At 65.4% G+C, this 19133-nt stretch carries 18 protein-coding genes; 14 read left to right on the plus strand and 4 right to left on the minus strand.

Translation table 11 applies throughout. The features are described from left to right. Positions 1-21: 21 nt before the first annotated feature. Positions 22-708 (minus strand): hypothetical protein, encoded by a 687-nt coding sequence (locus tag SC1_RS01730; RefSeq protein WP_062176759.1) that lies wholly within the window; start codon positions 706-708, stop codon positions 22-24. Positions 709-819: 111 nt separating this feature from the next. Between SC1_RS01730 and SC1_RS01735 the strand changes: the two genes are divergently transcribed. From SC1_RS01735 to phhA, 14 genes are all read left to right on the plus strand, one after another. Further along, a complete protein-coding gene (locus tag SC1_RS01735) occupies positions 820-1515 on the plus strand; it encodes a peptidylprolyl isomerase (protein ID WP_193749079.1) in 696 nt (231 codons plus the stop codon). Between the two features lie 61 nt (positions 1516-1576). Next, entirely contained in the window at positions 1577-2386 is an 810-nt protein-coding gene (locus tag SC1_RS01740; RefSeq protein WP_062176765.1) for an outer membrane protein assembly factor BamD, read from the plus strand. Positions 2387-2433: 47 nt separating this feature from the next. Beyond that, positions 2434-4119: a DNA repair protein RecN gene (gene recN, locus SC1_RS01745; RefSeq protein WP_062176768.1), complete on the plus strand. Its 1686-nt coding sequence runs from the start codon at positions 2434-2436 to the stop codon at positions 4117-4119. Further along, entirely contained in the window at positions 4116-4802 is a 687-nt protein-coding gene (locus SC1_RS01750; RefSeq protein WP_062176771.1) for a GNAT family N-acetyltransferase, read from the plus strand. The genes recN and SC1_RS01750 overlap by 4 nt, the downstream gene beginning before the upstream one ends. After that, positions 4802-5197: a putative quinol monooxygenase gene (locus SC1_RS01755; protein WP_238586533.1), complete on the plus strand. Its 396-nt coding sequence runs from the start codon at positions 4802-4804 to the stop codon at positions 5195-5197. The genes SC1_RS01750 and SC1_RS01755 overlap by 1 nt, the downstream gene beginning before the upstream one ends. Next, complete coding sequence (ligA, locus tag SC1_RS01760) at positions 5194-7368, plus strand: NAD-dependent DNA ligase LigA (RefSeq protein WP_062176774.1); 2175 nt, start codon at positions 5194-5196, stop codon at positions 7366-7368. The genes SC1_RS01755 and ligA overlap by 4 nt, the downstream gene beginning before the upstream one ends. Before the next feature lie 226 nt (positions 7369-7594). Then, positions 7595-8764: a sterol desaturase family protein gene (locus SC1_RS01765; RefSeq protein WP_062176777.1), complete on the plus strand. Its 1170-nt coding sequence runs from the start codon at positions 7595-7597 to the stop codon at positions 8762-8764. Positions 8765-8928: 164 nt separating this feature from the next. Continuing rightward, positions 8929-9321 carry a DUF2946 family protein gene (locus SC1_RS01770; protein WP_152682260.1) on the plus strand — a complete coding sequence of 131 codons (393 nt, stop codon included), beginning with the start codon at positions 8929-8931 and terminating at the stop codon, positions 9319-9321. Between the two features lie 69 nt (positions 9322-9390). Beyond that, entirely contained in the window at positions 9391-11400 is a 2010-nt protein-coding gene (locus tag SC1_RS01775; RefSeq protein ID WP_062176783.1) for a TonB-dependent receptor domain-containing protein, read from the plus strand. 15 nt (positions 11401-11415) lie between these two features. Further along, positions 11416-12768 carry a PepSY domain-containing protein gene (locus SC1_RS01780; RefSeq protein WP_062176786.1) on the plus strand — a complete coding sequence of 451 codons (1353 nt, stop codon included), beginning with the start codon at positions 11416-11418 and terminating at the stop codon, positions 12766-12768. A 7-nt stretch (positions 12769-12775) separates the two neighbouring features. After that, complete coding sequence (gene modA, locus SC1_RS01785) at positions 12776-13540, plus strand: molybdate ABC transporter substrate-binding protein (RefSeq protein WP_062176788.1); 765 nt, start codon at positions 12776-12778, stop codon at positions 13538-13540. Between the two features lie 107 nt (positions 13541-13647). Continuing rightward, a complete protein-coding gene (gene modB / locus SC1_RS01790; RefSeq protein WP_083435619.1) occupies positions 13648-14343 on the plus strand; it encodes a molybdate ABC transporter permease subunit in 696 nt (231 codons plus the stop codon). Next, on the plus strand, positions 14333-14953 hold the full coding sequence (locus tag SC1_RS01795) for a molybdenum ABC transporter ATP-binding protein (protein WP_062176793.1): 621 nt from the start codon (positions 14333-14335) through the stop codon (positions 14951-14953). The genes modB and SC1_RS01795 overlap by 11 nt, the downstream gene beginning before the upstream one ends. Before the next feature lie 39 nt (positions 14954-14992). Then, entirely contained in the window at positions 14993-15868 is an 876-nt protein-coding gene (gene phhA, locus SC1_RS01800) for a phenylalanine 4-monooxygenase (protein WP_062176799.1), read from the plus strand. Positions 15869-15909: 41 nt separating this feature from the next. Here the strand turns inward: phhA and SC1_RS01805 are convergent, their stop codons facing one another. The 3 genes from SC1_RS01805 to SC1_RS01815 form a co-directional block, all read right to left on the minus strand. Then, positions 15910-16881: a 50S ribosomal protein L11 methyltransferase gene (locus SC1_RS01805; RefSeq protein WP_062176802.1), complete on the minus strand. Its 972-nt coding sequence runs from the start codon at positions 16879-16881 to the stop codon at positions 15910-15912. A gap of 3 nt (positions 16882-16884) precedes the next feature. After that, positions 16885-17577 carry an SDR family NAD(P)-dependent oxidoreductase gene (locus SC1_RS01810; RefSeq protein WP_062176806.1) on the minus strand — a complete coding sequence of 231 codons (693 nt, stop codon included), beginning with the start codon at positions 17575-17577 and terminating at the stop codon, positions 16885-16887. Positions 17578-17740: 163 nt separating this feature from the next. Then, on the minus strand, positions 17741-19093 hold the full coding sequence (locus SC1_RS01815) for a methyl-accepting chemotaxis protein (protein WP_062176810.1): 1353 nt from the start codon (positions 19091-19093) through the stop codon (positions 17741-17743). Between the last annotated feature and the right edge of the window lie 40 nt (positions 19094-19133).

Consider the following 19133-nt stretch of genomic DNA (forward strand, 5'->3'; position numbering starts at 1 on the left):
ATTGTCAACCGATTGGTTGAATTATTGCGCGTTGACCCCGGCGATGCGGTTTCCGGCGTCCTCGCGATAGAGCGACCAGTCGGCGGGACATTTGTTCACCGCTTTCGGCAAGCCCTGCATGCCTTCGGTGATCCAGCAATCGTTGAAGATCGAGCAATAGCAGGCACGGACCTTGAGCTTCCACCGCTCCTTGTTGAAGGTCTGCCAGACTTTCTCGGACGCGGGGGTGCGTGGAAAGCTGACGAATTCGATTGTCTCGCCGGGCCGCACGGCGATTCCGGTCGAAGGCGAAGTGGAAAAGGTGAGGGCGCGCGCCTCGGCTTGCGTACAACATGCCCTGAGCAAATCGATCGGGGTTTTTACCGGCTTGCCTTCATAACGGATTTCGATCGGACCGAGGATCGCGGGACCGACGCCGTTGTTCGTCAGCGTCAGCGCAATATCCTGATTGCCTTCCTCGTCCCCGTTGCTCGTCCCGAAGGTGACAAAGGGCATCACGCCGCCCGTCTGCATCTTTTGCGTCGCATCGGCCTGGACGAAGGCGAACCAGGCGAGCGCGAGCGACGCGATCAGCGCGGGCAGGCCGATCAGGAAATGCGCGATCGTGATCAGGGGTAGATAGCGCAGCAGGCGTGTTCCGATTGCCGCGGCGTCCGGTGCGGGCACGGCAGGCGCCGGCGCGGCGTCACGGTTCGGCGTTTCGCTCATCACGTTCCTCTTTTGCTCGTTCGGTCGGTATGCCTAAACGGGCTTTCGGCATTTTCCAATCGCTCTGAAACCTCTCGCATCGATCGGCGCATTGCGTTTATGATCGATGTCATGCTGACCACGCTTATATCCGCGCTCGCGCTCGCCGCCCAATCCGCCCCCGTTCCGCCGCAGGCGACGCAATTGCCCCCGCCGGTCCCGACGGTGCCCGCGCCCGTTACGCCCGTAGTTGAGGCGGATACGCGGCCCTATGTCGCACTCGTCACCGATCTCGGCACGATCACCGTGCGGATCGAAAACAAGCGTGCGCCGATCACCGCCGGAAATTTCCTGCGCTATGTCGATGCAAAACGGATGGACGGGTTCAAATTCTATCGCTCGACCAAAAGCTGGGGACCCGCGAACCAACTGATCCAGGCCGGCAATCGCGGCGACGCGCGCAAGAATTTCCCGCCGATCGCGCATGAGCCGACGAAGGTCAGCGGGCTGACGAATTGCAAGGGCGCGCTATCGATGGCGCGGCTCAACCCCGGCGATGCGACGAGCGACTTCTTCCTGCTGCTATCCGACATCAAGGGTTTCGACAGCGACGCACCCGGCGGCGACGGCGCGGGCTTTGCCGTGTTCGGCGAAATCATCTCGGGCGCCGACATTGCTGAGCAGATTTTCAACGCCCCGATCTCCCCGACGGCGGGCGAAGGTGTGATGGTCGGCCAGATGCTCGACCCGCAAGTGACAATCAAAACCGCGCGCCGCGTGCCTGCACCCGCTGGCGCGCCGCAAGGCTGCGTCGTCAAGGCGCCGTAAAGCTGCGCCGGACCCCCATCATTTATTTTGCGTTCATCTGCGCTGTGGCTATACCGCGCGCATGACTCATCCTTCTTCCTCGCGCGCGCGCGCTTTCCGTGTGTCGCCGCGCCTGCTCGCCGCAGCACTTGCGATTACCCCCATGCTGGCGGCCTGTGCCGGGGGCGGCAATGTGAAGAAAGACACGCGTTACGTCGCGCGTGACGTCAACACGCTGTACCGCGCGGCACAGGACCGGCTCGAACGCCGCCAGTACGGACTGGCCGCAGCGCTGTTCGACGAGGTCGAGCGTCAGCATCCCTATTCACCCTGGGCGCGCCGCGCGCAGCTGATGAGCTCGTTCAGCTATTATATGGACCGCGAATATACCCCGGCGATCGAGGCGGCGCAGCGCTTCCTCGCGATCCACCCGGGCAACAAGGACGCGCCCTACGCTTATTATCTGATCGGCCTCAGCTATTATGAGCAGATCAGCGACGTGACCCGCGACCAGAAAATCACCCAGCAGGCGCAGAACGCGCTTGGCGAAGTGATCCGCCGCTACCCCGACAGCCGCTATGCATCCGACGCGCGCCTTAAGGTGGACTTGGTGCAGGATCACCTCGCGGGCAAGGAAATGGAAATCGGCCGTTTCTACCAGCGCAGCTCGAACTGGCTCGCGGCGTCGATCCGTTTTCGCGAGGTCGTCGACAAATATCAGACGACCAGCCACGCGCCCGAGGCGCTCTATCGCTTGACCGAATCCTATCTCGCGCTCGGCATCCCTGCCGAGGCGAAGAAATCGGCTGCGGTGCTCGGCGCCAACTATCCGGGCAATGAATGGTATCAGCGCGCTTACAAGCTGATGCAGAAGAACGCGCCGAGCGCCTGATCGCGCCGGGAATAGATTCTGCCTTTGTTCTGCGGTAAGGACGCCCTGTGCTGACCGCTTTGTCCATCGCCAATATCGTTCTGATCGAACGGCTCGACCTCGATTTCGAGGCCGGGCTGGGCGTGCTGACTGGCGAGACCGGGGCGGGCAAGTCGATCCTGCTCGACGCGCTCGGCCTCGCGCTGGGCGCGCGCGCTGATAGCGCGCTCGTGCGTCAGGGTACCGACAAGGCGCAGGTCACGGCCAGTTTTGCCGCGCCCGCATCGGGAACGAAGCTCGCTTCGCTGCTCTCCGAGAATGAGATCGCGTTGGAGGCTGGGGAGCCGCTGCTGATCCGCCGCACGCTGAAGGCGGACGGCGGCAGCCGAGCGTTCCTGAACGATCAGCCTTGTTCGGCAGCGCTGCTGCGCGAAGTCGGCGGCCATCTCGTCGAAATTCACGGTCAGCACGACGACCGGGGCCTGCTCGCCCCCGCAGGGCACCGCGCGCTGCTCGATGCCTATGCACGCGCCGATACCCGCGGCGTTGCAGCGGCCCATGCAACATGGCGCGCCGCCGAGGACCACCTCGCCGCCGCGCGCGCGGCTATTTCCGAAGCCGAACGCGACCGCGAGTGGCTCGAACATTGCGTCGCCGAATTGCAGGCGCTCGCGCCGCAAGCTGGCGAGGATGCCGAACTCTCCGAAGCACGCGCTGCGATGCAAAAGGGCGAGAAGGTCGCAGGCGACCTCGGCGCGATCATGGAGGCGTTCGAGGGTAGCGACAGCGGTCCCGCGCAGCTTCGCGGCGCGGCGCGGCGGCTCGACCGGCTTGCGGGCGATCATCCCTTGCTCGCCGAAGCACTCGCCGGTCTTGATCGCGCTATCATCGAGGCCGACGAAGCGGAGGCCAAGCTCCACGAAGCCGCGCGCGCCATGGAATATGATCCCGAACGGTTAGAGGCGACGGAAACACGGCTGTTCGAACTCCGCGCGATGGCGCGCAAGCATAATGTCCAGCCCGACGCCCTTGCCGAACTCGCCGGCACGCTCGCGGCAAGGCTCGATGCGATCGAAGGCGGCAGCGCGGGGCTCGCCAAACTGGAAGCCGCGGTCGCCGAAAGCGCGGCTGCCTACACACACGCGGCGACGGCTCTGTCCGACCAGCGCGCTAAGGCAGCAACCCGGCTCGACGCCGCGGTCGCGGGCGAACTTGTGCCCCTCAAGCTTGATGCGGCGCGTTTCCAGACTCTTGTCGAACGCGTTCCCGCCGATCGTTGGGGCGCCGACGGCATGGACCGCGTCGAATTTCTCATCTCTACCAACCCCGGCGCGCCCTTCGCGCCGCTCGCCAAGATCGCCTCGGGCGGTGAACTTTCGCGCTTCATCCTCGCGCTGAAAGTCGCGCTCGCCGAAGAGGGCGGGGCCGACACGATCATCTTTGACGAAATCGATCGCGGCGTCGGCGGCGCAGTCGCCAGCGCGATCGGCGAACGGCTGGCAAGGTTGGCCAAGGGAGCGGGAGACGGAGCGGGCAAGCAGCTTCTTGCCGTAACGCACAGCCCACAGGTGGCGGCCAAGGGCGCCGCGCATTTCATCATCGCCAAGTCGAGCGAAGGCGTGGTTACGCGCACCAGCGTGCACCAACTCGACGAAGCGGGCCGCCGCGAGGAAATCGCCCGCATGCTCTCAGGCGCCGAGGTGACCGTGGAGGCACGAGCGCAGGCCGAGAGGCTGTTGGAGACGGCGGTATGACCGCGTCGCACCCGCTCGACCGTCCGGTATGGAGCATGCTTACCGGCCGGCAGGCGCATCTTGCGGAGGGCGATGCACGCGCGGTGCGGATCGATCGCGGCTATGGCGTTTTCGGAGCGGCCCCCGATACCGGCGCCAAAGCTCTCGCCGCGCTTGCTGCACTCGTCCCGGATGACGGAGAAATCTGGATCGTCGAGGGAGAGCCTTGGCCGGTACCGGCCGGCACGCGCGAAGTGAAGCGTGCGGTGCTCGCGCAGATGATCGCCGAGGGCCCGCCGCCCGTGGCGCGCGATGGTGAGCCCGAAATCGTTGCGCTGGGCGATGACGACGCCCCCGAAATGGCGGCGCTCGCCGAGCATGCAAAGCCTGGACCATGGGGTCCCAAGACGCATCTTTATGGTCCCTTCTTTGGAATCCGCGAGAACGGCCGCCTGCTCGCGATGGCGGGGCAGCGCATCCTGGTTCCCGGAATGGCGGAAGTCAGCGGCGTTGCGACATGGGAGGATTGCCGTGGCCGGGGGCTGGCGCGCGCGCTGATCGGTCACGTCATGCGCAAGATGGTCGCCCGCGGCGAACAGCCTTTCCTGCACAGCTATGCGGACAATGCGGGCGCGATCGCGCTCTATGAAACGCTCGGTTTCCGGATCCGGCGCGAAGTGCATGTGCTGGCTATTGCGAAATGATGGACCGGCGCGAACATCTCGCCGCAATGCTGGCGATGGCGGCTGCCTTGTTCCCCGCCACGAAACTCCGTGCTCTGGAGGCAAAGATGGAAGAAGCCGATCCGCAATATGGCCTGCTCGGCCAGATGATGGCGCAGCCCGGCAAGCGCGCCGAACTCGTCGCGATCCTCGCCGAAGGGACCGGCGAGATGCCTGGAAATACGGCCTATCTGATCGGCGAAGACAGCGCGAACGCCGACGCGATCTGGATCGTCGAGCTGTGGGATAGCAAGGAGGCGCACGCCGCCTCGCTGCAACTGCCCGCCGTGCAGGCGGCGATTAAAAAAGGTCGCCCGCTAATCGCAGGATTTGGTACTCGCGCCGAATTCAAGCCGGTGGCAAAGGCCGGTGCATGACCGAAATAGAATCCATGTCGCAGGCCGACGCCGCCAATGAGTTGATGCGGCTGGCGAAGCAAATCGCCTATCACAGCAAGCGCTATCATGCCGAGGATGCGCCCGAGATTTCGGACGCCGACTATGACGCGCTCGTCCGCCGCAATAACGAACTCGAAGCCGCCTTCCCGGCGCTGATCCGCGCCGACAGCCCGAACAATGCGGTCGGCGCCGCGGTCGAGGCGTCGCCGCTTGCCAAGGTCACGCATGCGCAGCGAATGATGAGTCTCGACAACGCCTTTTCGGGCGAGGATGTCGAGGAATTCGCCGCGCGCGTGCGCCGCTTCCTCAATCTTCCCGGCGGTGCGGTCGTCGCGATGACCGCCGAGGACAAGATCGACGGTCTTTCCTGCTCGCTGCGCTATGAAAAGGGCAAGCTCGTTCAGGCCGCAACGCGCGGCGACGGCAGCGTGGGCGAGGATGTCACCGCCAATGTCCGTCACATCGCCGACATTCCCGAGGAGCTGAAAGGCGCCGCGCCCGACGTCTTCGAAATCCGCGGCGAAGTCTATATGTCGAAAGCCGACTTTACCGCGCTCAACGACCGGCTGATGGACGAAGGCCGCGCGCTCGCGGCGCAGCGCGAGCAGGAATTCGATCCCGCCGCCGTCCGCCAGTTTGCCAATCCGCGCAACGCCGCAGCGGGATCGCTGCGCCAGAAGGATGCCAGCGTCACCGCGTCGCGCCCGCTGCGGTTCCTCGCGCATGGCTGGGGAGAGGTCAGCGCGCTTCCCGCCGACACCCAATATGAGGTGATGCAGCAGATCGCGCGTTGGGGCGCGCCAGTATCGCCGCTGCTGGTGCGTTACGAAAGCGTCGCAGATATCCTCGCGCATTATGCCGAGATCGAGCGACGCCGCGCCGACATGGATTATGACATCGACGGCGTTGTCTACAAGGTCGACAGCTTGGCGTGGCAGCAGCGCCTCGGTTTCGTCGCTAAGGCACCGCGCTGGGCGATCGCGCATAAATTCCCCGCCGAACGCGCGCAGACGACATTGGAAGCGATCGACATCCAGGTCGGGCGTACCGGCAAACTCACCCCCGTCGGACGGCTCGTCCCCGTAACCGTCGGTGGGGTCGTAGTGTCGAACGTTACGCTCCACAACCGCGACGAGATCGGCCGCCTCGGCGTGCGCCCCGGCGACCGCGTTGTCATTCAACGCGCGGGCGACGTGATCCCGCAGGTCGTCGAGAATCTCACCCGCGACGAGGATCGCGCTGCCTATGCGTTCCCCGACCATTGCCCCGTCTGCAACAGCGAGGCGGTCGCCGAAGAGGGCGAAGTCGATGTGCGCTGCACCGGCGGCCTGATCTGCAACGCGCAGAAATTCGAACGCCTGCGTCATTTCGTCAGCCGCGGCGCGCTCGATATCGAGGGACTGGGCGAAAAGAGCATTCAGGAATTTCTTGACCTCGGCTGGCTCGACAAGGGACCTGCCGACATCTTCCGCCTGAAGGCGCACCGCGCCGACCTCCTGACGCGCGAGGGGTGGAAGGAAAAGTCGGTCGACAATCTGTTCGCCGCGATCGAGGCGAAGCGGCAGCCCGACGCGGCGCGGCTGCTCTTTGGTCTGGGCATTCGCCATGTCGGCGCGGTGACCGCGCGCGACCTGCTCAAAGGCCTCGGCGACATTGCGCGGCTTCCCGAAAAGGCAGCCGAACTGCACGCCTATATCGAGGCGAACCCGCAAGCTGACGGTGAGTCCGACGGCAAATATATGACGCGCAAGGTCGAGGCGTTCAAATCGATCCTCGAAGTGCGCGCCGACGGCATCGGCCCCGCGGTGGCCGAGGCGCTCGCCGATTTCTTCCACGAACCGCACAATCGCGACCTCTGGAACGATCTCCTCTCCGAAGTGTCGCCGCCGCTTTATGTCGTCGAGACGCGCGAGAGCGAAGTTTCGGGAATGACGGTGGTGTTCACCGGCAAGCTCGAGACGATGAGCCGCGACGAGGCCAAGGCGCAAGCCGAGGCGCTTGGCGCCAAGGCGGCGGGCAGCGTGAGCGCGAAGACCGATCTGGTCGTCGCGGGACCGGGGGCAGGCTCGAAGCTCAAACAGGCAAGCGCGCTCGGCATCCGCGTGATCGACGAGGCCCAATGGGCTGAGATTGTTGCGGCGGCGGGTTGATCTATCCGACGACCCTCGTCATCCCGGACTTGATCGGTGACACGATCCTCATCCTGTTCCCCGGCGAAAGCCGGGGCCCATGCGGCGTGGCCTGTGCCCTCTGGGCCCCGGCTTTCGCCGGGGAACACATATTCGCTCGACCGGCATGACGAACTTTGGCTTAGCGTGATAGTAAGCGGTGCGCGCCATCACAGACGGGGCGGCGAAAATGCTGTGAGGGGGCCACATGGCAAAGCGTGATTATCTGAACAGCCTGATGCGCGATCTCGAATCGCACACCGAGGTAAGACGTTTCGGCAGCGGTTGGCTGTCGGGATTTTTCGGGCTGCTGTTTGCAATCGCGGGCTTCGGCATGGTGATCGCATTGCGGTTCCCCGACTGGTTCGCGACGCCCGAGCTTGAAATCATCAAACACTGGGGCGGCTTTCGCGGTGTGGTCCACGCAACGCTCCTGATCAGCTATGGCCTGTCTTTGCTTAGCCTGTTGCTGCGGCCCCGAAAGGTGCTCGGCCTAACTGCGCTCATGATCGGGCTCGCCGCGATTCTCGTCGGCGGCGCGAACGTCCAGCCGCAGGAAACGCGCGACTGGGGGATTTTCTTCGGACTCGACTTCTTCGTCGTGAACCTGCTCGTCACCGGCTTCATGTTCGCGCCGCTGGAACGCGCGTTCCCGCATCGCCGGACGCAGCGGCTGTTCCGCACCGAATGGCGCGAGGATCTCTTCTATTATCTCGTGAGCACGATGTTCGTGCAGGTGCTTGGCTTCCTCGCGCTCGCGCCGTCGACGATCATCAACGAGAATACGTCGAATTGGGAGGCGTTCCGCGCCGGGGTCGCTTCGCTGCCGTGGATTGTGCAGTTCCTCATCGTGCTCGTCGCGTCAGACATGGCGCAATATTGGTTCCACCGCACCTTCCACCGCTACCCCTTCCTCTGGGGCTTCCATGCGGTCCACCACAGCGCGAAATCGATGGACTGGCTTGCGGGATCGCGGATGCATTTCGTCGAGATCATCCTGCTCCGCTCGATTACCTCGCTGCCGCTGTTCACGCTCGGCTTCGCGCCGTCGGTGATGCAGGCCTATATCGGTTTCGTCTATGTCTGGTCGTCGCTGCTCCACGCCAATGTCGGCGGCAATTTCAACCGCCTCGGTCACTGGATCGCAACGCCGCGGTTCCACCATTGGCACCATGGGCTGGAGCGCGAGGCGTTCGACGTCAACTTCGCGATCCACTTCCCCTGGATCGACAAGATGTTCGGCACTTTCCACCTGCCCAAGGACCGCTGGCCCGAAAATTACGGCATCCCCGAGGATGTTCCGCGCAGTTACTGGGGCCAGTTTCTCTATCCCTGGACGCGTACCGGGAAGAAAACCGACGAGACGCCTGCGGAGTGATGGCCAGTCATGGCCCCAAACTCTTTTCGTCACCCCGGACTTGATCCGGGGTCCCGCTCTGCGACGGAAAGAAGCGGGACCCCGGGTCGAGCCCGGGGTGACGATGATTGGTGGGACGCTTTGTCCGCTTGCCACTCGCACGGCCGCGCCATAAGGCGCGCAGCGTGAGCCTGCTCGCCGCCTTTCGCCGTCCCGGCATCCTGCTGCTTCTGCCGCTGCTGCTCGCGCTCGCCGCGCGGGTGATTGTCGCGCCGGGCTGGATGATCGAAAGCGATGCGGGTGGCTCGATCACCGTGCGTATCTGTTCGGACCCCGCCAACCCCGGCGGCACGATGACGATTCCGCTCGAAAAGGCTGGCAGCCACGATGCGGGCGAGCCGCAGCAGCATTGCCCATGGGGCGCGCTCGCCAATGCGCCGATCGTGCCCGACACGCCGGTGCTCGCCGCCGCGCCGATCGCCCCCGAACCTGTGCCGGTCGCGGTGCGCTCGCTCGGCTTTGCGCCGGGCATCGCCTCGCCGCTGCCGCCGAGTACCGGACCGCCCGCCTTCGCCTGATCCAGACCGATCGGCTGCCCGCGCTTTCGCGCGGCGCGGCCCGTGACTGCATTCAGCGAAGGAATATACATGAAAACCCGTATCCATGGGGCGGCGCCGTTGCTGGCGCTTGCAACCTGTCTTGTCGCCGCTCCGGCCCACGCCGAAGAGACCGACGCCACCATCATCGTCACCGCGCCGACCGCCACCGACGCAGCTGAAGTACGCGCGGCCGCAACTCCCGGCGGCACCGATGTCGTCTCCTACAAGGATTATGCCGACAAATCGGTCGTCTCGCTCCGCGACACGCTCGCTTTCTCGCCGGGCATCTATCTTCAGCCGCGCTATGGTCAGGAAGTCCGCATTTCGATCCGCGGCTCGGGGCTGTCGCGCGGCTTTCATATGCGCGGGCTGACGTTGCTGCAGGACGGCGTGCCGATCAATCTCGCCGACGACAATGGCGATTTCCAGGAACTCGAACCGATCTTCTTCGATCATCTTCAGGTCTATCGCGGCGCAAATGCGCTGCGCTTCGGATCGGGGACGCTCGGCGGCGCGATCAACGGCGTGACGCCGACGGGGCGTACGGCGGGGGGCGTCTATCTGCGCGGCGATGTGGGCAGCTTCGACAGCGTGCGCGGTCTTGTCTCGGCGGGCGTCGCAACCGACCGCGTCGACGCATGGGGTGCGATCAGCGCCGATAGGTCGGACGGCGATCGCGATCATGCCCAGCGGCGCAGCCTGCGCTTTCAGGGCAATGTCGGGATGAAGCTGAGCGATGTCGTCAGCACGCGCTTTTATGCCAGCATCAACCACATCAAGCAGCAACTCCCCGGCGCACTGACGATGGGCGAGGCGCTCACGACGCCGCGCAAGGCCAATGCGGGCGCCGTTGCCGGCGACCAGGGGCGCGATATCGATTCGCTGCGCCTCCAGAACCGCACGACCTTCGACTGGGGCGTGCTCACGCTCGACGTTGGCGGCTTCGTCAACGCCAAGTCGCTGCACCACCCGATCTTCCAGCTTATCGACCAGAAATCGGTAGATATCGGCAGCTTCTTCCGTGCCGATTACGCCAGCGGCCCGGTCGAACTGACATTCGGCGGTGAGATTCGCCGTGGCAGCACCGATGCGCGCCAGTTCGTCAACTCGGGCGGCCGGCGCGGCGCGCTCACCTTCGACGCCGACCAGAAGGCGCAGACCGCGACGCTCTATGGCGAAGTGCGCGTGCGGCCCGTCGCCGCGCTGTCGTTGATTGCCGGAGGCGTCTACGCCGATGGCTGGCGCAAGCGGCAGGTGAATTTCTCTACTACCCCCGCGACCGACGGCCGCATCGACTTCGATGCCTTCTCGCCCAAATTCGGGCTGTTGTTCGAACCGTCGGCGGACATTCAGATATTCGCCAATTACAGCCGCTCGGCCGAATTCCCGGGCTTTGGCGAAGTGTTCCAGACGATCGGAACCCCGCCGACCAGCAGCGTCGTGTCGGATATCCGTCCGCAGCGCGCGTGGACTGCGGAAATCGGCACGCGCGGCAAGCTCGGCTTCGCCAGCTGGGACCTCGCGCTCTACCGCTCGACGCTCAAGGGCGAACTACTCCAGTTCACGGTCAATCCGAATATTCCCGCTGCGACCTTCAACGCCGACCGCACGCTGCATCAGGGTGTCGAGGCCGGGCTCGACCTCGCGCCGACCAACTGGCTGCGCTTGCGGCAAGTCTATACCTACAGCGACTTCCGCTTCCGCGATGACGCGCAGTTCGGCGACAACCGCCTGCCGGTCGTCCCGAAACACGCGTATCGCGCCGAGCTGCGGCTCGGCAGCGATGCGCTGCATATCGCGCCGAACCTCGAATGGGTGCCCGATGGTCCATTTGCCGATTATCGCAATCAGGTTCGAACCCCCGGCTATGCGCTGATCGGCGTCACCGGCGGCGCAACGATCGCGCAGGGCATCGACGCCTTCGTCGACGTCCGCAATATCACCGGCAAGAAAGCGATCGGCGACATCAGCGCGGCGATCAACGTTACGCCTGCGTCGGCGATCTATTATCCGGTCGAGCGCCGCGCGGTGTCCGCGGGCGTCCGGGCGCGGTTCTAAAGGGGAAGGCAGGGGATGACCGACATCAACCGGATTCCGCTTTATCGCACGATCTGGCGCTGGCATTTCTATGCCGGGCTGTTCGTCATCCCCTTCATCCTCATCCTGTCGCTGACCGGCGCGGCCTATCTGTTCAAGCCGCAGGTGGACCGCTGGGAGGAGCGCGAGTGGCGCGGGCTTTCGGTGCAGGGCGCGGTCGATGCCGATGCGCAGGTTGCCGCCGCGCTCGCAGCCTTTCCGGGCGCGGCTTTTCATTACTACCGGATTCCCGAGGCGCCCGGCGACGCCGCTGTCGTCCATGTTGCGCTGCCCGGCGGCACAATGCGCGACGTGGCTATTTCGCCGCAGGGCCGGGTGATCGGCGCCGCCGATCCCGATCAGCGCATCTCGGCGTGGCTGTCGCGTATCCATGGCACGTTACTGATCGGCCGTGCCGGTCGCCTGCTCGTCGAGCTCGCGGCAAGCTGGGCGATCGTGATGATCCTCACCGGCCTCTATCTCTGGTGGCCGCGCGGGCGCGGTGCGGCGGGGATTGTCTGGCCGCGGCTGTCGCTCGGCGGCCGCGCGGCGCTGCGCGATCTTCATGCGGTCACGGGCTTCTGGGTCTCGGGGCTCGCGCTCGTGCTGCTTTTTACCGCGCTGCCATGGACCGACGTGTGGGCGAGCGGCTTTCGCATTGTCCGCTCCGAAATGGGCTGGGTGTCGGGGGTTCAGGACTGGAAGGGCGGCTCCGATCCGCACGCGGCGCACGACCATAGCGCGATGGCGGCTACGGCACCGACGGGCCCCGCGCCATCGGCGTCGCTGCAATATATCGTGCTGCGCGCGCGAGGTGAGGGGATGCCTGCACCGGCGATCGTCCAGCCGCCCGGCGCGCCCAATGATTTCGGGCCGCCGAACGGCAATGTCTGGACGCTCACCACGCTGACGCAGAACCGCCCGCAGGTGCGCAAGGTCAGCTATGATCCCGAAACAAGCATCGAAGTCGGGCGTAGCGGCTTTGCCGAAAAACATGCGATCGACCGCGCCGTCGGTTTCGGCATCGCCTGGCACGAGGGGCAATTGTTCGGCCTTGCCAACCAGCTCATCGGCGTCGCGACCGCGCTCGCGCTGTTCACGCTCGCGATCTCGGGCTTTCTGATGTGGCGTCGCCGCAAGCCCGATGATGCGCTCGGCGCGCCGCCGGGGCCGCGCGATCCCGGAAAGCTGAAGGGCGTTGCCGCGCTGATCCCCATCCTCGCGGCGCTGCTTCCCTTGCTCGCCGCCTCGCTGATCCTGCTATGGATCGCCGAGCGGCTGGTGCTGCCGCGTCTTCCGCGCGCCGCGCGCTGGCTTGGCGTTGCGGCAAGGGCACAGCCGCGCCTATAGTAGCGGCATGACCCGCATCCTCCACCTGCTCGTCGCGCTTGTTGCTCTGCTGCTCGCTCCAGCAGCGATGGCACAGGGGCGCGGCCCGGTGGTGCTCGCGGCGGCGAGTCTGCAGGAATCGCTGACCGAGGCGGCGAATGTCTGGGCGGCAAAGGGCCACGCCAAGCCGATCCTCTCCTTCGCCGCCTCGTCGGCGCTGGCGCGGCAGGTGATCGCGGGCGCGCCCGCCGACCTGTTCCTGTCGGCCGACGAGGAATGGATGGACGCCGTGGCACGGGCGGGACTGCTTCGCGTCGGCACGCGCACGACCTTGCTCGGCAACCGCCTCGTGCTGATCGCCCCGGCGTCGAGCAAGGTGCGGCTGAACCCCGCGCGCGGCTTCCCGATCGCCAAGGCGCTCGGCACCGGCCGCCTCGCGATCGCCGATCCCGACGCGGTGCCCGCGGGCAAATATGCGAAAGCCGCGCTCACCGCGCTCGGCGTCTGGCCCAGTGTCGCGGCCAAAACCGCTCCCGCCGAAAATGTCCGCGCTGCAATGGCGCTCGTCGAACGCGGCGCGGCGCCGCTCGGTATCGTCTACGCCACCGACGCGCGCGCATCGAAAGCGGTGCGGATCGTCGGGACCTTCCCGGCGGCGAGCCATCCGCCGATCCGCTACCCCGTCGCGCTGCTCAAGGCGTCGCGGAGCAAGGACGCCGCCGCCTTCCGGGCATTCCTCCTCTCGAAACAGGGCCGCGCGATTTTCGCGCGCCACGGCTTCTCGGCGCCATAACGAATGAAAAACCTCGTCATTGCGAGCGAAGCGAAGCAATCCAGAGCGGTCTACGCGCGCGCTGGATTGCTTCGCTTCGCTCGCAATGACGGGAGGGCTCACGTTTGATGCTTTCACCCGAAGAGTGGGGGATCGTCGCGCTATCGCTCAAGGTCGGCGGCGTCGCGGTGCTCGTCACGCTGCCGATCGCCTTCGCGCTCGCCTGGCTTCTCGCGCGCTATCGCTTTCCCGGGCGCGTCGTTCTCGATGCGCTGGTGCATCTGCCGCTCGTCCTGCCGCCCGTCGTCACCGGCTGGCTGCTGCTGATCGCCTTCGGTCCGTTCGGTCCCGTCGGGCGCTGGCTCGAAAGCTGGTTCGGGGTCAGCCTGATGTTCCGCTGGACCGGCGCCGCGCTCGCCGCCGCGATCATGGCGCTGCCGCTGATGGTGCGTGCGATGCGGCTGTCGATCGAGGGCATCGACCGGCGGCTCGAGGGCGCGGCGCGGACGCTCGGCGCCGGACGCTGGCACAGCTTCTGGACGATCAGCCTGCCGCTCGCGCTCCCCGGCGTCCTCGCCGCGCTCGTCCTCGGCTTCGCGCGCTCGATCGGCGAATTCGGCGCGACGATCACCTTCGTGTCGAACATCCCCGGCGAAACGCGCACCTTGCCGCTCGCCATCTATTCAGCGCTGCAGGTGCCTGATGGAGAGGCGATGGTGACGCGCCTCGCGCTGCTTTCGGTTGCGCTGTCGCTCGGCGCGCTGGTCCTGTCCGAATGGCTGGTGCGGCGTACGCACGCGGGAAAGCGCGACCATGGCGATTGATATCGACGTCGAAAAGCGGCGCGGCGATCGGATCATCGCCGCGCGCTTCAACGCAGGGGCGGGGCTGACCGCGCTGTTTGGGCCGTCGGGCGCGGGCAAGACGAGCATTCTCAACATGGTCGCCGGGCTGCTGAAGCCCGACCGCGGTCATATACGGATCGGCGACCGCACGCTGTTCGGCGACGGCGTCGATCTGCCGCCCGAGGCGCGGCGCATCGGCTATGTGTTTCAGGATGGCCGTCTGTTCCCGCATCGCCGCGTCCGCGCCAATCTGCTCTATGGCCATGATCTTGTCGATCCCACCGACCGCTGGATGAGCCTCGGCGAAGCCGTTCGCTTTCTTGGTATTGCCGACCTGCTCGACCGCTGGCCGCACACGCTGTCGGGGGGCGAGATGCAGCGCGTGGCGATCGGGCGGGCGTTGCTCGCGGCGCCCGAAATCTTGCTGATGGACGAACCTTTGTCGTCGCTCGACGCGGCGCGGCGCAGCGAGATCATGACGGTGATCGAACGGATTCGCGACGAACTCAAACTGCCGATCCTCTATGTCAGCCATGATCGCGCCGAAGTCGACCGGCTTGCAACTTCGGTCGTGGCGATTGGCGAATAAAGTTTCACTTGAAACCATTTTGATGATAGAAGCGTGCCGATGGAAAGACAGTTTACCCATGTCCATGACACGCCGCCGCCCGGTGCTGCGGCCGACTGGACGATTTCGCAAAATTGGGATGCCTTTACCGCCGACGAACATGCGATGTGGGACCGCCTCTTCGCGCGTCAGTCGGACATGCTGCCCGGCCGCGCCGCTGACGCCTTTCTGCGTGGCATTGACGTTCTGCGCCTCGAAAAGCCGGGTATTCCTGACTATCGCGAACTCAACGCGCGGCTGATGGCGGCGACGGGATGGCAAGTGATCGCGGTGCCGGGTCTCGTTCCAGACGATGTGTTTTTCGATCATCTCGCGAACCGGCGTTTCCCCGCGGGCAATTTCATTCGTACGCCCGAACAGCTCGACTATCTGCAGGAACCTGACGTTTTCCATGACGTCTTCGGCCATGTTCCGATGCTCGCCGACCCGGTGTTCGCCGACTATATGGTTGCCTATGGCGAAGGCGGGTTGCGCAGCCTGAAATTCGACGCGCTCAAACAGCTCGCGCGGCTTTACTGGTATACCGTCGAATTCGGCCTGATCCGTGAGGCGGGCGGCCTGCGCATCTATGGCGCGGGCATCGTCTCCTCCTTTGCCGAAAGCGTCTTCGCGCTCGATTCGGACAGCCCGAACCGCATCGGTTTCGACCTCGCGCGCGTGATGCGCACCGACTATCGGATCGACGATTTCCAGCAGAATTATTTCGTCATCGACAGTCTGGAGCAGCTTCTGGGCACGACGGTGAACACCGACTTCGCGCCGCTCTATACGAGAAACGCCGCGCTGCCGCCGATCCCCATCGCCGATATCTTACCGGATGATGAGGTGATTACGCGCGGCACACAGGAGTATGCGCTCAGTAAGCAGACCGCTTAAATCCGTTCGCGCGACGCGAACGGAGCCTGGGACGCCGCTTCTTACCAGCTCCCGAAACTTGCGTCCGACGGGCTCGCTCGGTGGAACGCGCGTTCCTTGCGGCGCCAGCCATAGCGGCGGCGCTTGACCAGCAGCAGGCACGGCCATTCGGCGCTGCCGCCGCGCGCTGAAAGGCGAAAGCCCTGCGCGCGATAGGCGGCGAGCACCGGTTCCATCTGCCGCGCGATCAGCCCCGCGAGGATCGCATGGCCGCCGGGTGCGGTCGCCGCGGCGATATCGGGGGCGAGCGTGATCAACGGCCCGGCGAGAATGTTGGCGATAACCAGATCATAGGGCGCGCAGTGGCGGATCGCGGGATGATCGGTTCCCGGCGCGACCGCAAGCGCAAGCCGTCCGCCGCCGCTGCCGAGCGGGATATTATTGATCGAAGCATTGTCGCGCGTCACGAAAATGCTTGCGGGGTCGATGTCCGATGCGATCGTCTTCGCGCGGGGCCACAGCGCCATCGCGGCGAAGGCGAGCAGGCCCGTGCCGGTACCGATATCGGCAATGTTGCGCGGACTCGCGCCTGCCTGCGCGAGCCGGTCGAGCATCGACAGGCAGCCGGCGGTCGTGTCATGTCCGCCCGTCCCGAACGCCTGGCTCGCGTCGATCAGGAACGGCGTGCTGCCCGCGGGAACGCGGTCTGCATAGCTGCTTGTGTGGACGAAGAAGCGTCCCGCCTGCACGGGCTCGAGCCCTTGCTGCGACAGCGTGACCCAATCCTCTTCGGGCAATTCTTCGACGACGGGTTTTTTGCCCTTGGCGCTCGGCACGAACGACTGGAGCAGTTTGAGCAGCGACGCCCCCGGCCTGTCGTCCATATAGGCGTCGAGTTGCCACAGCCCCGCATCTTCGTCGATCTCGCGCGTTACCACGACGGGAGCCTCGGGCATCGCGTCGAGTTCGGGGATTTCGCCCGACAGCGCCTCGGCTTCGGCGCGCGTGCAGGGGAGGGAGACGATCCAGCTCATAGGTTAACGGACATAGCTCGCGCCGTTCACGTCGAGCACGGCGCCAGTCATTGCCGCGGGCGCGTCGAGCGCGCACCAGCGGGCCATCTCGCCGACTTCGTCGGGCATGGCGACGCGGCCAAGGGGAATTTCGGCAAGCAGTTGCTCGCCGCCGCGACCCGCCAGATATTCCTCGGCCATACCGGTCATCGTGAAGCCGGGGCAGATCGCAAAGGCAAGAATGCCGTCCTTGGCATATCCGCGCGCGATTGTTTTGGTCATCGCGACCATGCCCGATTTTGATGCCGCATAATGCCAGTGCGCCGGGCTGTCGCCGCGGTATGCCGCACGGCTCGCAATATTGACGATTCGCCCGGCCGACTGCCGTGCCTGCCAGTGCAGCACCGCACGACGGCAGAGCTGCGCACTCGCGGTCAGATTGACCTGCATCGTGCGGTTCCAGCTCGCCAGCCAGTCGGCGTCGGGATCGCCCAGCGGGCTGTCCTCGAATATCCCCGCATTGTTTACGAGAACGTCGATCCGTCCGTCCAACCGGTCGAGGCTCGCCTGCCACAGTCGATCGGGCGTCGCCGGGTCGGTGAGGTCGCCATCGGCGCTCGACAGCGCGACGACTTTGGTCGCGCCCGTGGTGAGAGCCTCGGCGATCGCCGCGCCGATACCGCGGCTCGCGCCGGTGATCAGGATGTGCGTGGTCATAGCCCGCCTTAGGCAGCGGGGCGGACCTTGCCAAGCGCGAGCAGTCGTGGCGCATCCGACCATCCGTCATTCCGGCGAAGGCCGGAATCACACCGGTGCGTAAAAGGGCGATGGCGAGATCCCGGCCTTCGCCGGGATGACGATATGGGTTGGGTTGTCGGCGTTAAGCCACGCGGCGGCTGAATTCGCTCGCGGCGCGTTCGAGCTGCTGCAGGCGGCCGCCCATTTTGGCGAATTCCTCGCTCAGCACGCTGATCTCGTTCGCGACCATGCCCGAATCGTTGCGGATGCTCGCGATCGTCGACGACATGCTGTCGGCGGCGAGCGCGGTTTCGTCGACCGCCGCGGTGATCGAGGTGACCGTCTGCGCCTGGGCGTCCATCGCGTCACGGATGCGCTGCGCCGAATTCTGCACTTCGACGATCGTCTGCCGGATCGACTGGTTGGCCGAAACCGACCCGCGCGTCGCCTGCTGGATCGCGGTGATCTTGCCCGCGATATCGTCGGTTGCGCGCGCGGTTTCGTTGGCGAGGCTTTTCACCTCCTGCGCGACGACCGCAAAGCCGCGACCCGATTCGCCCGCGCGCGCCGCCTCGATCGTGGCGTTGAGCGCGAGGAGGTTGGTCTGGCCCGCGATCTCCCGGATCAGGCCCAAGATCGATTCGATCGACTCGGCATGGTGCGACAGCGTTTCGGACATGACGACGGCTTCGCCCGCCTGTTCCGACGCACGCGTCGCGACGCTGGCAGAGGCTTCGACTTCGCTGCGTGCGTCCTCGATCGCGCGGATCAGCCCGGCGGCGGTCGAAGCCGCTTCGCGCATCGCCATCGCCGATTGTTCGGAGGCGGCGGCGACTTCGCTCGTCTTCGCGATCATTCCCTTCGCCGCCTGGTCGGCCGAAGCCGCCTGCCGTGCAAGTTGATCGCGCACCCCGTCGGTATCCTGCACCAGCGAGGCGATGGAGCGATCGAAATCGCCCGCGAGCGCCTGCCGCTCGCTCGAAAAGACCGCGCGGTCGAGTTTGTTCGCATATCGCTGCATGATATCGAATTCGAGCAGCGCGAGGCGGTTCACCGCGCTCGTCAGCCGCGCCAGCCGCTCAGGCTCGCCGATGCAAGCTTCGACGATATATTCGATCGTCAGCCGCTGGCTTTCCGCGATGCACGACAGGACCGAAGCAAGCGGCAGCTTTACGCGCCGCGCCATATGGGCGTTCTGACACGCGATCGTCGCGACTTCCTGTCCGGCGGCATCGGCATATTTGGTAAAGGTGTGGCGCGCGCTGCCACGGATATAGCTGTCGAGAAGCTCGCCCTCGACCTTGCGATCGACGCCGGGCAGCGCGTTGAAAGCGTCCCAATAGGCTTTCGCGATCGCCTCTTCGCGTCCGGCGATGATGCCATGTATCTCGGTGGCATTGGCGGCAAGGCGTCCGTCGAGATCATAATAAGGGAAGCGATCGGCCATCGGCACCGGATCGATCTGCTGCTTGTGAATCGGATTTTCCTTCACCATGATCTTGGCTTCCCTGATCGACCCAAAAGGCGCGCGGGTC

Origin of the sequence: Sphingopyxis sp. C-1 (genome assembly GCF_001047015.1) — a bacterium.
GTDB lineage: Bacteria > Pseudomonadota > Alphaproteobacteria > Sphingomonadales > Sphingomonadaceae > Sphingopyxis.

Excerpts from the sequence above, each read along its gene's own strand:
- SC1_RS01730 (WP_062176759.1), bottom strand. The coding sequence starts at position 708 with ATGAGCGAAACGCCGAACCGTGACGCCGCGCCGGCGCCTGCCGTGCCC.
- SC1_RS01735 (WP_193749079.1), top strand. The coding sequence starts at position 820 with ATGCTGACCACGCTTATATCCGCGCTCGCGCTCGCCGCCCAATCCGCC.
- SC1_RS01740 (WP_062176765.1), top strand. The coding sequence starts at position 1,577 with ATGACTCATCCTTCTTCCTCGCGCGCGCGCGCTTTCCGTGTGTCGCCG.
- SC1_RS01750 (WP_062176771.1), top strand. The coding sequence starts at position 4,116 with ATGACCGCGTCGCACCCGCTCGACCGTCCGGTATGGAGCATGCTTACC.
- SC1_RS01755 (WP_238586533.1), top strand. The coding sequence starts at position 4,802 with ATGGACCGGCGCGAACATCTCGCCGCAATGCTGGCGATGGCGGCTGCC.
- ligA (WP_062176774.1), top strand. The coding sequence starts at position 5,194 with ATGACCGAAATAGAATCCATGTCGCAGGCCGACGCCGCCAATGAGTTG.
- SC1_RS01765 (WP_062176777.1), top strand. The coding sequence starts at position 7,595 with ATGGCAAAGCGTGATTATCTGAACAGCCTGATGCGCGATCTCGAATCG.
- SC1_RS01775 (WP_062176783.1), top strand. The coding sequence starts at position 9,391 with ATGAAAACCCGTATCCATGGGGCGGCGCCGTTGCTGGCGCTTGCAACC.
- SC1_RS01780 (WP_062176786.1), top strand. The coding sequence starts at position 11,416 with ATGACCGACATCAACCGGATTCCGCTTTATCGCACGATCTGGCGCTGG.
- modA (WP_062176788.1), top strand. The coding sequence starts at position 12,776 with ATGACCCGCATCCTCCACCTGCTCGTCGCGCTTGTTGCTCTGCTGCTC.
- modB (WP_083435619.1), top strand. The coding sequence starts at position 13,648 with ATGCTTTCACCCGAAGAGTGGGGGATCGTCGCGCTATCGCTCAAGGTC.
- SC1_RS01795 (WP_062176793.1), top strand. The coding sequence starts at position 14,333 with ATGGCGATTGATATCGACGTCGAAAAGCGGCGCGGCGATCGGATCATC.
- phhA (WP_062176799.1), top strand. The coding sequence starts at position 14,993 with ATGGAAAGACAGTTTACCCATGTCCATGACACGCCGCCGCCCGGTGCT.
- SC1_RS01805 (WP_062176802.1), bottom strand. The coding sequence starts at position 16,881 with ATGAGCTGGATCGTCTCCCTCCCCTGCACGCGCGCCGAAGCCGAGGCG.
- SC1_RS01810 (WP_062176806.1), bottom strand. The coding sequence starts at position 17,577 with ATGACCACGCACATCCTGATCACCGGCGCGAGCCGCGGTATCGGCGCG.
- SC1_RS01815 (WP_062176810.1), bottom strand. The coding sequence starts at position 19,093 with ATGGTGAAGGAAAATCCGATTCACAAGCAGCAGATCGATCCGGTGCCG.